We start from the raw sequence: 12337 nt of genomic DNA on the forward strand, positions 1-12337 counted from the left end.
GATCGTCTGAAGCAGACCCGAACACCCCGGCCACTTCCGACAGTAAGCCTTCCTGCGGACGAATCTCAAATGCTGCGCGTTGGTTGAGGTAGGAAGACAGAGGCAAAGAGGAATCGGTCGATGTGGCGGTGATTTCGACACGGTAGGCGGTATTGACCGCTTCGGAGGCGGTGAAGGAGCGGACTGAAAGTGAGGGAGAAAAACGGGCGAAGGTAAGATGATAGGATTGGCGGGCGGTCATAAGGGTAATATCCGACTGACGATGAACACTGTATGATAACGGGGATAATGCCGCTGGTAAAGCAAATGGGATGAATGGGGAAAAGGCCGTCTGAACGGTTGAAATAAGGAATAAAGAGACATTTTACCCTACCCTATTCCACCATTCAGGGGAAAGGTGGTAAATTAAGCAGCCGCATTTCTCTTAAAAACCATTGATTTTATACTAAAAATTGGAGTACTATGAGCACACCCTCTGGAGTATCATTAATTCTCATGACATATAGGAACAATAAGCGGAATTTGTAGAAGAATAGGAAAAAGGAAATTAATTTATATTATGTTAAATTAATAATGCTAGTGTTTTAATCTGCTAACTTCTGTTTCTCTCAGTGATTCAATCGCTTACAGAATTCAAGAATAAAAAAGGCCGTCTGAAAGGTTTTTCAGACGGCCTTTTATCAATTGCCCCAGCTTTTTCTCAATAAATCCCTTGTTGTTAAATCCCCAGTTCTTTCAATTTCATCCAGCGTTCTTTTGGTTGTAATAACATAAACGGTTGTAGTGCAGCCTGTTCTTTTCATCATAATACTGACAGAACATACTGACAGAACGTGGACTTTGAGGCCGAAACCTTTGTAAATCCCCTAAATTCCCATCAAGACATTTAGGGGATTTTCCATGACCACCTTCTTTCAGCAAACCGCACAAGCCATGATTGCCAAACACATCGACCGCTTCCCACTATTGAAGTTGGATCAGGTGATTGATTGGCAACCGATCGAACAATACCTGAATCGTCAAAGAACCCGTTACCTTAGAGACCACCGCGGCCGTCCCGCCTATCCCCTGTTGTCCATGTTCAAAGCCGTCCTGCTCGGACAATGGCACAGCCTTTCCGATCCCGAACTCGAACACAGCCTCATCACCCGCATCGATTTCAACCTGTTTTGCCGTTTTGACGAACTGAGCATCCCCGATTACAGCACCTTATGCCGCTACCGCAACTGGCTGGCGCAAGACGACACCCTGTCCGAACTGCTGGAACTGATTAACCGACAATTGACCGAAAAAAGCTTAAAAATCGTTTGGCGTACCGCAAAACGTCCACGTTCAATCCAAACAGCCTCGTTGTAAGCCTCGCCATTTGAAAAACGATCCATAACCGCCATGCTGTGTATTGCCAGTTCGTTTGCCGTTGCGCCAACCGCGTGTCCTAATACTTCCATTTTTATCTCCTGCAAATGCGACGACGTCGTCGCATTTAATAAACTCGTTGTTCAATTTCCTGCAAACGTGCAGTCAAACGTTCTTGTTGCTGTCTGAAACGTTCCGCGATTTGCAAGGTTTTAATGCTGTACGCAAAATTGCCGTTATCCAGCTTGACCACCAAACCCTCCGCAATCAGGTCTTCCAAGTCCCGGCTGACATGTACCGGCGAAATACCGAGGCCGTCTGAAATTTCCTTGTTGCTGATGCCGATAATCGGATGGGCTTCCAATGCCTTAAAGACTTTTAAAAGTCGTACGCCTTTGGCACTCATCACGCACTCCGTTTCACTTCATCTAATTTGGACTTCATCCCCAACTCAACCGCGATTTCATGCGCCTTACCACGGTTTGCCTTAACGTTTCCGTTCAAAATCCGGGACACATAAGTCGGGTCATAGCCACGCGCATCGCACCAATCCTTAATCGTTTCACCGCGCTCGCGGAAACCTGCTTTTATTTTTTCTGCTTTCACGGAATATCTCCTGTTTCGTTCTCGTGTTAAAATTCTGATTGTTTAAAGATTTAAACAATCTTGGTTAAATGTTGTGTAAATAATAGTGGAAATATCCCACTATTGCAAGGTTTATTTCCACTTATTTGAGGAATTTTAGGTATGGTTTTGGAAAAAATTAGGCAAGTTATTGAATTTAATAAGATTACAATCGACGAATTTGCCGAAAAAATTGGAGAAAAACCGACCAGACTGAAGGATGTACTGCGAGGAAAGCAGCGTCCGCCGCTAGAAATGATCCAATCTATAGTGGAAATTTTTCAAATTGATGCAAACTGGCTGATAGGGAAAGGGAGAAATTTCCACCTTAAAGGGGAAATTGATAAAGATGAATACGCATACATCCCAATGTATGACGTAGAAGTGTCCGCAGGGAATGGCGCGGCCGCCTACGGAGTGGCAGAGCCGGCCAACCACTTGGCTTACCGCAAAGACTGGCTTAAGTTACGCGGCCTGTTTGCCAAAGACCTCAACTGTGTCACCGCACGTGGAGACAGCATGGAGCCCACCATCCATAGTAAAGACATGCTCTTGGTGGATACCTCCAAAAACAATCCGCGAGACGGACAAATTTACGTCATCCGTTCAGGCGAAACGCTTTGGGTCAAACGCATCCAAAAACAGATTGACGGCAGCCTGCTGCTGATTTCAGACAATGATACCTATCCGCCGATGTCGTTGATGTTGGCAGACCATCCCGATATTCAGGTCATCGGCCAAGTGGTTCAAATCTCAAATGACCTGACATAACAAAGGAAAACTTATGAAGAAAACTTATTTTGCAGCATTGTTGCCGGTTTTGTGCCTGCTGATACCGCATCAGGCTGTTGCTGCAGCCAAATGCAAAGATTTCCCGACACACCAAGCCGCGCAAAAGTATTATTTGGCCAAGATGCCGGGCTGGAAAAGTTTAGATCGTGATGGTGACGGTAAGGCCTGCGACTGCAACCCGGGAGGCAATGGCAAGAAATGTCCGAAAAAGCGTAAAAAATAAACCAATCAACCCAAGGGAAACTCATGAAAAAAATCTTACTTACACTATCGGTTTTAGTTGCATTATCTGCGTGTGGTGGCCAATCTGAAGAACAACCGGCATCTGCCCAACCTCAAGAGCAGGCACAATCCGAATTAAAAACTATGCTGGTAAGCTATACCGACTATCAATCAGCAGCCAATAAAGGGCTTGCCGACCAAAAAACCGGGCTGTCCCTGCCTGAACATGTATCCCCAACCGATAATGCAGAAGGAAAGAATCTGCTGCATGACTTTTCAGACGGCCTCACATTAACCGTTGATACCGATAAAGCCGACAAAATTACTGCCGTCCGAGTAGTTTGGAATACAGATGCAGTGCCTCAAAAAGCGGAAAAACTGTCCAAAGCCGCCGCAGCCTTGATTGCAGCAACCGCCCCGGAAGACCGCACACTGCTGCGTGATACCAGCGACCAAATCAAAATGGCGATTGACAGCCATAATGCTCAAAAAGAGCCAACCCGAGAATGGGCGCGTGGTGGGATTGCTTATAAAGTCACTGTTACCAATTTACCGAGCGTGGTTTTGACGGCAAAGCCTGAGTAAATTGAATGACGTCTAATAACTTCAGATAGCTGTGATAAAAACAGGAAGAAAAATATGGAAAACTTACAATACAAACGTTTTGCTGATGTAAATCTGAATGACCCCTTTTTTGACTCTTTAAAAGCATCTTATCGTGAATTTTCAGATTGGTTCCAAAGAAAAGCAGAAGAATATGCTTATGTATTTTATGGGAATAACGGTTTTATAGATGGTTTTTTATACTTGAAGGCCGAACCTCAAATTATTGATGATTGTATTCCGGTATTATCCACCAACTTTAGTCGTGGCTGGTTGAAAGTAGGGACGCTCAAAATCAATGCCCACGGAACTAAACTTGGGGAGCGTTTTATCAAAAAAATCTTTGACTATGCAATTACATATGGATTCAATGATATTTATGTAACTGTTTTTGCTGAACATGTTCCCTTAATCGCGTTATTCGAACGATATGGTTTTAGAATAGAAGCAAAAAAGGTAACAGCTAATGGAACGGAACTGGTTTTAACTCGACGTTTTAATCTTGTATATCAAGGTGTGGAAAACACCAATAAAAACTATCCTCTTGTGAATTTTAGGGGAGATACTACTTATCAACCTCAGACTTATTTACTGTCAATCTATCCTGAATGGCACACCCGATTACTTCCGGATTCAATACTAAGAACAGAAGATACTTCTATTATTCAAGACGTTTCTCCAACAAACAGTATCCATAAAGTGTATTTAACTAATATGGGTGGAATTGAAAAATTAAAACGTGGAGATGTCTTATTTATCTACCGAACTACTGATGAACCGGGAAGGGCTTATTATCGTGCCTTGATAAGTTCGGTATGTGTCGTTGAAGAATATCGACACATTAATTCGTTTGATAGCTATGCTGAATTTGAAAAATACTGTGCCCCTTATAGCGTTTTCTCTCAAGAAGAGTTACAACGATTTTGGCAGGTAAGAAAGTATCCGCATATATTGAGATTCTCGTATAATATTGCCTTACCCAAGCGAATCATAAGAAAAGATTTACTTGAGCAGGTTGGTCTAAGTGAAGGTGCATATTTTGGTTTTATGCCACTTACCCACCAACAGGCATATCATATTTTGAGATTAGGTCAAGTCAATGAAAGTTTTGTTATCTATTAAACCCGAGTATGCCGAGAAAATTCTTAATGGCGAGAAAAAATTTGAATTTCGTCGGGTTTTACCCAAAAACAAAGCAGTTAAAAAAGTAGTGATATATGCCACTTTACCTATAGGAAAAGTAGTTGGTGAGTTTGAAATTGCAGAATTAATATCAGAGTCTCCTATCCGCTTATGGGAAAGAACGGCAGAGTTTTCCGGCATCAGTGCCGATTTCTTTGAAGCTTATTTTGAAGGTAAAGACATTGCACATGCCATTAAAGTAGGCAAAGTAAAGAAATATAATCGACAAAAAGATTTGGCAGATATTTTGCCAAACGGTATTGCGCCTCAATCCTTTTGTTACATTTAAGTTTTAACCCCCTTTAAAAGCCTATTCAGACGGCCTTACCTAAAATCCCTGTACCTATCAATAGATACAGGGATTTTTTATGTCCACCAAATTCAACCAATTTATTGAGCGCGTCCTCTCCCACGAGGGCGGCTACGTCAATCATCCCAAAGACCCCGGCGGCGAGACCAACTGGGGCATTACCAAACGCACTGCTCAGGCAAACGGCTACAACGGTTCCATGCGTGCCATGACGCGTGAACAAGCGATCGGCATTTACCGTCAAGCATTTTGGGAACGCTATCACGCCGATCAAATGCCGGAAGCGGTTGCATTCCAATTCTTCGATGCCTGCATCAATCACGGTCATGGCAATGCTGCCCGTATGCTGCAACGCGCCGCAGGCGTGCCGGACGACGGCGTTATCGGAGCAGTCAGCCTCAAAGCCATCAATTCACTTCCTGAAAATGACCTCCTGCTCCGTTTCAATGCCGAACGTTTGGTGTTTTATACCAAGCTCGGCACGTTCACATCATTTGGCAAAGGCTGGATTCGCCGCGTGGCACAAAACCTGATTCATGCGTCTGCAGATAACACCGATTAAAGGGAGACAAACCATGTCAAAAAAGTCACTCATCGCCCTAATGACCGCAGCCATGCTGCCCGATTTCAGCCACAGCGACCTGGGCATTCGCTACGCCATGCCGACTCAGGGATGTTGGACGCAAGCCCACCGCAAGAGCGGGGTAGCCGCCGCGAAACGCGCAGCCAAAAAAAAGCGTCGCAAATAACCGCCTTTTTCAAATGGTTGAGCGGATTGGTATCCAATCCGGCCACAGGGAAAATCAGCCATACCAAACTATGGGCAAACGTGGCAGCCGCCTCTATGACCTATAAATTCTCGCAAACAGCAGATGCGCCGGAATGGCTCTGGTGGGCTTATGGCGCATTGGTTGGCGGGTATGCATTAATCAAACGCGATCGCGGCGATTCCGCAGATCGCTGAAATCCATAAAGGAAAAGACGATGTGGAAAACGCTTAACCCTATTTGGCAGACCCTGATTCTGATTTTGCTGATAGCAGGTGCAGTACCAACGATTTATTTCTGCGGCTATAAGTCCTCAGCGGTTTGATTTCGCACAAGCACAAAGCCGCGATTTGGCAACCGCCTATCAGCAAATCGGCCGCCAAGCGGCTCAATTGGAGAAGCAGATTGATGAAACTGTACAAAAAGACGGCAACCGTTTTAACGGCCTTGGCACTAACAGCGTGCAACTCTACAACCGTGCCCTCGGCCACGATTAAAACCGTTACCGTCGCGGAAATCCCCCCCGTCTCTTCCGAGCTGCTGCTCGTTCACGAACGCCCCGAGCGTCTGAGTGGCGGATCGCCCGAACAACTTTTAAACCACGCCGTCCGCTATGGCGAATACTGCCAAAAACTGGAAAAACAAATTTCCGGCTGGCAGACATGGTACAAGAAAGGCCGTCTGAAAAATGACTGATTTGGTCGGGATGTAGCTTGTACTCTCGTAAAGCCCGGGTAATGGTGTTTTCAGAAAGAGGACTTACTTCTCCCGTTTCCTCATCAATCCGCGCCGCCTCGATTTTGCCGTTGGCTCGCAGCATCTCCACTGCTTGCTTGACCGACATCAACCGCTTTCCGTTGCGCCTCATGGCCTCCACCAGTACAGCCGAAATCAGTTTGGCTTCTTCCAGCTTCAGTTCCGTTTTACCGGCATCGCTTCGCCGTTTTCGGCTCAGCTTAACACTCACAGACTCCAATTTCCGATAGAGCGTAGCGAGCGATACTCCTAAATCCTGTGCCGACCGTTTCAGATACTCCGACCGTTCGCCTCGCCCAAGCAAAGCAGCTTGAGCCTCGATTGTAGAGAAAGCATCCGCTGCTGTCGTTGACGCCACCATTATTCAGACCGCCGGCAGCAAACAGCGTCAGGCCATAGAAGTCGATGAAGAAGGACAAGTCAGCGGCCAAACCACACCAAGCAAAGATAAAGATACCCCTTGGATAAAGAGACGGCCACTCATCCAAATCAAACAGCAGTTTGACACGGTAGCGCCCCATTTCGTCGATGTAGGCATATCGGCTTGGAACAATTTCAAGCGATATTTATAAATAAATGTCGTCTGAAAAATTTCAGACGACATTAGCCTATTCTTCAAATAAGTTTGCAAACTTTTCTCTCTGGTAAAGTGGCTTAGACTGATAAAAATAGGTTAGATAATCCTTGACTCCTCCCACTTTGAATGGTCCTTACAATGGTAGCCCGGTTTTTACATCTAAGCCTGCTTTATCCGCCAGCTTTTTTATCAACTCATCAGAGGGTTTTGGTGGTTCATTTCCCTCCACCCAGCGTTGAAAGGCGATTTTGCCGTCCCATTCGGGTAAAGGTGCCGGCGGTAGCGGAACGATATCGTCCAAATCAGGAACGGTCGGCGACATGAATTCGTAAGTTGACAGATAAGAGTCAATAATACTGTAACGGCGAGCACGCTCTTTATCAGCCTCCACATCTAGAAAGTTGTTATTTCCTTTTTCTTTTCCTACCTTAAACGCATTAGAAAGAATAAAAGCAGATAAATAATTACCGTTTTTTACCCCCTGATGATAGGCTCTAACGGCTTCATCATATTTATGATAGTCAGGAAGAAACATACCCAACCAATAAGAAGCATTACCTTGTCCTTGTTCAGAAGCACACCGATATAACTTCATCATTAGCTTTAATCGAAATTCACGTGTTTCTTCATCATCTAAACTACTGATCATCTGACCTAACGTATATTGCGCCTCCCTGTTACCCATATCCGCAGCCTTGCGTAAAAATGCCAGCTCGCTGTCGGGGGGCGCGCTGACACCGTAGCCGTCTTCGATATAGCCTTTGAGCAGATAGTAGGCGGTAGCTGGAAGTTGTTTGTGCAGCATTTTATACAATTTCTGGGTTTCAGCTTCAGCCTCAATATCGGGAACCCTCGTCCAGCCATCGCTGAGCAGGAACTGCAGCCGTACGTTTGCCTTATAATCGCCATTAGCGGCGGCAATGCGGTAATACGGCAATAGTTCATCCCAAAAACCGTCCCCCCTCTGTCCAGGCCACATATGGTTCAAATCACGGTGCAGCGCGTAATTGTAGAGTTGCTGTGTTTCCTCGGATAGAGGTGGGCGTTTTTCATGCACGCAGGTAAACTCTAGGTTCTTTTTGATTTCTTCGATTGTCTTCATGGTTTCTTTCTTCCGTTGTTTTTCTTGCCATTTTTCCCCTATGCTGCAATACGCGGGCTTAACCTGACCGTTTGCACCGCCTATATGGATGGGATTGCATTTCAGCCAAAGGAGAAACCAAATAAACATTGCTGCCAGACAGCCTAAAACTATCAGGGTATATTTGAGGGATTTGTGCATAATAGTCAATCCAATTGTGATATTTTAGGATCCAGGCGTAAAAATTCGCACAGAGGGTACAGTGGCGGTTTACCGTTTATAATCTGTTTTTTATTTTCATCCATTATTATCTGCCACCGTCTAAAAGCCATAAATGCTACATTCGGATCATTCATTCCCTCTGGATTTGCCACATTGTCAAACTTTCCTGCCGCATTATTGGCTTTGTGCAGATCGCGTGTATGTAGTTTCCACAAGTCTTTGCGCAGTTTGCGTGCCACTGCGCCATTCTCGGTGAATATGCCTAATTCCGTATCTACCTGCATACTGCGAGTATTCAGATTGGCTGAGCTGATAACGGTAAAGACATCATCTATAATGGTCACCTTCGAATGAATGTAAACTTCTTTCCAAGCATTAGATGCAGTCAAGGTGCAGACATGGACTTTGACACCCAACTCTTTTTTCAGTTTTTTGGCAAATTCTTTCTCCCTCACTTCTTCCGCATTTTTAGTATAGGATCGTTCTCTTGCCCCAGAACGTTGCTTCTGTTCTTCCTGTAATTCCGCCAATTCTCTTTTCCATTTAGCAATAGTACTTGCTGATCCTTGTGTATGATTATTTCCAAGCGATGCTTCCAAAAATTCTATACGTTCTGTATGTGTAAGGGCAACATTAGGCATCACATCCTGCCTTCCCAACTTTTCTAACATTTTATTTGTTGTATACGTTCCTTTTCCCAAACCATCATCAGATGAATTAGTTACAACAAACCAATGTATTGGCATATTTGCAGGGCGCCCCTTCGATCTTAAATTTTGCCAATGCTTGATAAACGCCTCAGCTAAGGGAGGCCATCTAAAATACTGATTTTCTGTATAAATATAACTGGTCACCCTTTTGATATTTTGCAGGTAGATTTTTTTGATGTCTTCAATATCCGGCTTGTCGTAAGTGCGCAATATCTGCGCCATCAAAGGCGTACCTCCGGCAGATTTGTTAAAAGGATATTTGTCGAAAGTCAGAGCCTTTCTTTTTTCTCCAAGTTTTTCACTACTTACCTTATCCCAAGATTGGCAGAAATTACGGTTGATATACTATAAAACTTCACCGCTAACGATACTGGACACATCCTGTAATGGTGTATCAACATTTTTTCCCTGGTTTGGCGCTGATACCTTACCAGAAATATGGCTGTTATCATCCCAATAATTGTCTAGCATATTATGTTCCATTACAAAGCCTACTGCCTTGTGAGGTACTTCGTAGTCTATCAAAACTGTTTTTTGGTGATGAGAAGGAAACAACCTCAATGTTGATTTTGCATTTTCTGGTAACTCCTTATCTTCATATTGATTACTCTGAGATTCAACACTCCGAGTTTTGAATTTCAGATTCTTTTGATATGAAGACTTTGATAGTTCCCATAAATGAGGGTACGATTTCTGAATATTTTGAGATGCATGTGGATCTAACGTATGTAATTTCCCTTCTCTTGCTAAATACCAATTTCGATCATACTGTTTCTGAGCTTTAGTTACCCCTGCTACTCCGCCTGAAAAAACACCAGGTGCATTTCCCATATTGGCTTCTGAAAAAGTCTGTATTTTAAAAGGTATACTCCAAACTAATATCCTCACCTGCACACCTGCTTTTGCTTTTTCAATCAATAAATCCCCAATGCACTTACTCTTACCGTCCCGCTTTAGATGCATCGAAGGCTGAAATCCCCATATAGCAATATCAATTGAATGTTCGGCTTTTTCAATTTTTTCATGGAGCGTTGTAAAAGCTTCTTTCCCATTAATCAATGGCTTGAAAGTAGCAGCAACAGGTGATGATTCCTGTGAGTCTAAAAACCAGTTCATTGATGCTGTTGCACCCAATTTAGATTTAGTGGAAGTCGCAATCACAGGTTTACCCATTTTTAGAACCTTTCGAACTTTTGTCTTTTATATTATGTACTATTTCAAAATATTTCTTTGCTTGCTCTATCGGAGAAAGTTCAGAACTTGTATATTTCAAGCCATGAAAACCACGATTGGTTATTTTATCTCTTGATGTATTTTCATTAAATTCATCCTCAATCGGAATCAAATATTCCAAATCGTTAGCAAATACAATCTTATATTTACTTGTTGGTATTTCATGTTCGACAGCAATATACCCTGTTGCATCCGTTACCCCTCTTTGAATTTCTTCTCCATCTGCATAGATTGTATAAGGCATACCGATGAAAAAGTGATCTGAATGAGGAGATTGACACAGATTAATTCGCATCGGACGTTTTGGTAAAGTTTTAGGCCAATCTGGGTGAGTGATTCCTAAACTATTCGGCCCATTCACCACCAACGGCGCCCTCACCCGCACTACCTTCGGACTTCCGATCTCCATCTCCCCGTTTGCCAACTTGATATACGCCCCCTTGCAGGTAATCAAAACCTCTTCCTTCGCCGCAATGGTGATCTTCCCTGCGCTGCTGGTCAGGGTGGCGTCTTTTAAGGCGTTCAGCTGTAACTCGTCATTCTGTGCCTGCACTTCCACTTTGCCCTGGTTGGCCTGCATCTTGATGCCGCTGCTTTGCGCAAACAGGTTCAGGCTTTCTGCCGCATGGGCGGTCAGGCTTTGACCGGCGGTAATGTCGGTGTTTGCCCCGCTGACGAGGTGGATATTTTCATTGGCGGTGTGCAGTTGGCTTTGTTGGGTCGCGGTGGCGATGCCGGCCGGGGCGGTTTGGATCAAACCGGCCTCTTTCAGCTCTTTGAGGGCGTCTTTCAGACGGCCCCTTTGGGTTTCTTCATCGGTATTATGGTTGTTGGCCGTTTGGGCGGCTTTGTTCAGGCTTTTGGCCAGGGAGAGTGCTTGTTCGAGTTGGGAGATGGCATCGTCCATATCCAGCACTTTGCCGTTGGCGTCCTGGTTTTGTGCGCTGACGAGTATGCCCTTGCCTGCCCGTACGGCGCCCCAACCGTCAGTTCTGAGTTCGAAGCCCTCACCGTTCTTACCACGCTTTTCTCGATTTGAGTCGACGATGTGGCCGAGGTTGAGTTGGGATTTTTGGTAGTCGGTGGCGAGTTTGATGTGTTCCTGACCTTTCAGGTCTTCCATCCTCAGTTTGTTGTTCGCCCAGGTGCGGATGACGTTTCTTGTGTTCCAATCGGCAGGGATATGGTCGGTATGGGTGCTGTCATGCATCACGCCGGAGATATACGGACGGTCGGGATTACCCTGTACGAAGGAGAGCATCACTTCGGTGCCTTCGTGTAAGGGGAAGTGGATGCCGTATTCGGGACCGGCATAGGGTTTGGCCAGTCGGACGGGACGGCTTTCGCCGCCGGGACTCCATTCGTCTAAATCAAACGGTAGTTTGACGCGGTAGCGGCCCATATCGTCGATATAGGCATAGGTGCAGTTCTCCGCCGCGGTTACCCGTGCGGGCAGTGTGCCGGCGATATGCGGACGCGGGGTGGTGCGTTTGGGACGGTAGGCGAGTTGGGCGGGAATGGCGGTAAAGGTATGGCTGTAGGCGGTATCGCGGCTGCCGCTGTGTTCCATACTGAGCACCAGCCAGCCGTCGGGGGCTTCGGGGAAGGAGACATCGGTTTGGAACACTTTCATCGGTGTCATGGAGACGACGTTGCCGCTGCCGTTGGTGACGGTTTGACGGCAGAGGACGGCTTCGTTCAACAGGGTCGTCTGAACTTGGGCTTCGTCGGGGGTTTTGGGATGAAGGCCCCAATGCTGCTGTTTGCCCAATAAGACGGTATTGTCGGCTGATTCTTCGGACTGTTTGTTGTCGGTTTCGGCAAAGAGGTCGGTATCGGCACTGCGGTAGTTGTAGTCGGCCGTGCGTATGCCTTCGACGATGGGGTTGTGACGGATGCTGA

Annotated in this window: 16 protein-coding genes and 4 pseudogenes; 12 read left to right on the plus strand and 8 right to left on the minus strand. The window is 45.4% G+C overall.

Annotated features, from left to right (window positions below):
* A partial coding sequence (locus ACTHUT_RS08230; protein WP_440386774.1) for a hypothetical protein occupies positions 1 to 241 on the minus strand: 241 nt, incomplete at its 3' end.
* A 659-nt stretch (positions 242 to 900) separates the two neighbouring features.
* Between ACTHUT_RS08230 and ACTHUT_RS08235 the strand changes: the two are divergent.
* Positions 901 to 1305 (plus strand): annotated as a pseudogene (locus ACTHUT_RS08235) (transposase); the annotation flags it as partial.
* Positions 1306 to 1483: 178 nt separating this feature from the next.
* On the opposite strand, the gene ACTHUT_RS08240 reads toward ACTHUT_RS08235, so the two are convergent.
* Positions 1484 to 1762: a DNA-binding phage protein gene (locus ACTHUT_RS08240; RefSeq protein WP_049322374.1), complete on the minus strand. Its 279-nt coding sequence runs from the start codon at positions 1760 to 1762 to the stop codon at positions 1484 to 1486.
* Complete coding sequence (locus ACTHUT_RS08245) at positions 1762 to 1962, minus strand: DNA-binding protein (protein WP_314575196.1); 201 nt, start codon at positions 1960 to 1962, stop codon at positions 1762 to 1764. Before ACTHUT_RS08245 ends, ACTHUT_RS08240 begins: the two co-directional genes overlap by 1 nt.
* 141 nt (positions 1963 to 2103) lie before the next feature.
* On the opposite strand from ACTHUT_RS08245, the gene ACTHUT_RS08250 reads away from it, so the two are divergent.
* From ACTHUT_RS08250 to ACTHUT_RS08295, 10 genes and pseudogenes are all read left to right on the plus strand, one after another.
* Positions 2104 to 2751, plus strand: a complete 648-nt coding sequence (locus ACTHUT_RS08250; RefSeq protein WP_440386775.1) for a LexA family transcriptional regulator — start codon at positions 2104 to 2106, stop codon at positions 2749 to 2751.
* 13 nt (positions 2752 to 2764) lie between these two features.
* Positions 2765 to 2995, plus strand: coding sequence for an excalibur calcium-binding domain-containing protein (locus ACTHUT_RS08255; RefSeq protein ID WP_440386776.1), 231 nt, complete (start codon positions 2765 to 2767; stop codon positions 2993 to 2995).
* A gap of 23 nt (positions 2996 to 3018) precedes the next feature.
* Positions 3019 to 3579: a hypothetical protein gene (locus tag ACTHUT_RS08260; RefSeq protein WP_440386777.1), complete on the plus strand. Its 561-nt coding sequence runs from the start codon at positions 3019 to 3021 to the stop codon at positions 3577 to 3579.
* A 54-nt stretch (positions 3580 to 3633) separates the two neighbouring features.
* Positions 3634 to 4719 carry a hypothetical protein gene (locus ACTHUT_RS08265; protein WP_314461033.1) on the plus strand — a complete coding sequence of 362 codons (1086 nt, stop codon included), beginning with the start codon at positions 3634 to 3636 and terminating at the stop codon, positions 4717 to 4719.
* On the plus strand, positions 4697 to 5068 hold the full coding sequence (locus ACTHUT_RS08270; RefSeq protein ID WP_049332761.1) for an ASCH domain-containing protein: 372 nt from the start codon (positions 4697 to 4699) through the stop codon (positions 5066 to 5068). Before ACTHUT_RS08265 ends, ACTHUT_RS08270 begins: the two co-directional genes overlap by 23 nt.
* Before the next feature lie 79 nt (positions 5069 to 5147).
* Entirely contained in the window at positions 5148 to 5651 is a 504-nt protein-coding gene (locus ACTHUT_RS08275) for a glycoside hydrolase family 108 protein (protein WP_049322369.1), read from the plus strand.
* 13 nt (positions 5652 to 5664) lie between these two features.
* Positions 5665 to 5838, plus strand: coding sequence for a hypothetical protein (locus ACTHUT_RS08280; protein WP_049322420.1), 174 nt, complete (start codon positions 5665 to 5667; stop codon positions 5836 to 5838).
* A pseudogene (locus ACTHUT_RS08285) lies at positions 5763 to 6090 on the plus strand (hypothetical protein). Before ACTHUT_RS08280 ends, ACTHUT_RS08285 begins: the two are co-directional and overlap by 76 nt.
* Positions 6091 to 6131: 41 nt before the next feature.
* Entirely contained in the window at positions 6132 to 6353 is a 222-nt protein-coding gene (locus ACTHUT_RS08290) for a hypothetical protein (protein ID WP_440386778.1), read from the plus strand.
* Entirely contained in the window at positions 6334 to 6552 is a 219-nt protein-coding gene (locus ACTHUT_RS08295) for a hypothetical protein (RefSeq protein ID WP_049322366.1), read from the plus strand. The genes ACTHUT_RS08290 and ACTHUT_RS08295 overlap by 20 nt, the downstream gene beginning before the upstream one ends.
* On the opposite strand, the pseudogene ACTHUT_RS08300 reads toward ACTHUT_RS08295, so the two are convergent.
* A pseudogene (locus tag ACTHUT_RS08300) lies at positions 6551 to 6973 on the minus strand (transposase); the annotation flags it as partial. The gene ACTHUT_RS08295 and the pseudogene ACTHUT_RS08300 overlap by 2 nt on opposite strands.
* On the opposite strand from ACTHUT_RS08300, the pseudogene ACTHUT_RS08305 reads away from it, so the two are divergent.
* Positions 6936 to 7077: pseudogene (locus ACTHUT_RS08305) on the plus strand (IS5/IS1182 family transposase); the annotation flags it as partial. The pseudogenes ACTHUT_RS08300 and ACTHUT_RS08305 sit on opposite strands and share 38 nt — an antisense overlap.
* Positions 7078 to 7322: 245 nt before the next feature.
* Here the strand turns inward: ACTHUT_RS08305 and ACTHUT_RS08310 are convergent.
* The 4 genes from ACTHUT_RS08310 to vgrG all read right to left on the minus strand — a co-directional run.
* Positions 7323 to 8471: a DUF6396 domain-containing protein gene (locus ACTHUT_RS08310; RefSeq protein WP_440386779.1), complete on the minus strand. Its 1149-nt coding sequence runs from the start codon at positions 8469 to 8471 to the stop codon at positions 7323 to 7325.
* A 5-nt stretch (positions 8472 to 8476) separates the two neighbouring features.
* Positions 8477 to 9412, minus strand: a complete 936-nt coding sequence (locus ACTHUT_RS08315; protein ID WP_440386780.1) for a phospholipase D-like domain-containing protein — start codon at positions 9410 to 9412, stop codon at positions 8477 to 8479.
* Positions 9413 to 9547: 135 nt separating this feature from the next.
* Positions 9548 to 10375, minus strand: coding sequence for a phospholipase D-like domain-containing protein (locus ACTHUT_RS08320; RefSeq protein ID WP_440386781.1), 828 nt, complete (start codon positions 10373 to 10375; stop codon positions 9548 to 9550).
* Positions 10368 to 12337 (minus strand): type VI secretion system tip protein VgrG (gene vgrG / locus ACTHUT_RS08325; protein WP_440386782.1); only part of this gene is annotated, 1970 nt, incomplete at its 5' end. The genes ACTHUT_RS08320 and vgrG, both read right to left, overlap by 8 nt.

It is taken from the genome of Neisseria sp. P0022.S010 (assembly GCF_051956635.1).

Bases quoted from the DNA above. Each gene is read 5' to 3' on its own strand.
- ACTHUT_RS08310 (WP_440386779.1), bottom strand. From the start codon at position 8,471: ATGCACAAATCCCTCAAATATACCCTGATAGTTTTAGGCTGTCTGGCA.
- ACTHUT_RS08265 (WP_314461033.1), top strand. From the start codon at position 3,634: ATGGAAAACTTACAATACAAACGTTTTGCTGATGTAAATCTGAATGAC.
- ACTHUT_RS08320 (WP_440386781.1), bottom strand. From the start codon at position 10,375: ATGGGTAAACCTGTGATTGCGACTTCCACTAAATCTAAATTGGGTGCA.
- ACTHUT_RS08270 (WP_049332761.1), top strand. From the start codon at position 4,697: ATGAAAGTTTTGTTATCTATTAAACCCGAGTATGCCGAGAAAATTCTT.
- ACTHUT_RS08260 (WP_440386777.1), top strand. From the start codon at position 3,019: ATGAAAAAAATCTTACTTACACTATCGGTTTTAGTTGCATTATCTGCG.
- ACTHUT_RS08255 (WP_440386776.1), top strand. From the start codon at position 2,765: ATGAAGAAAACTTATTTTGCAGCATTGTTGCCGGTTTTGTGCCTGCTG.
- ACTHUT_RS08275 (WP_049322369.1), top strand. From the start codon at position 5,148: ATGTCCACCAAATTCAACCAATTTATTGAGCGCGTCCTCTCCCACGAG.
- ACTHUT_RS08240 (WP_049322374.1), bottom strand. From the start codon at position 1,762: ATGAGTGCCAAAGGCGTACGACTTTTAAAAGTCTTTAAGGCATTGGAA.
- ACTHUT_RS08250 (WP_440386775.1), top strand. From the start codon at position 2,104: ATGGTTTTGGAAAAAATTAGGCAAGTTATTGAATTTAATAAGATTACA.
- ACTHUT_RS08280 (WP_049322420.1), top strand. From the start codon at position 5,665: ATGTCAAAAAAGTCACTCATCGCCCTAATGACCGCAGCCATGCTGCCC.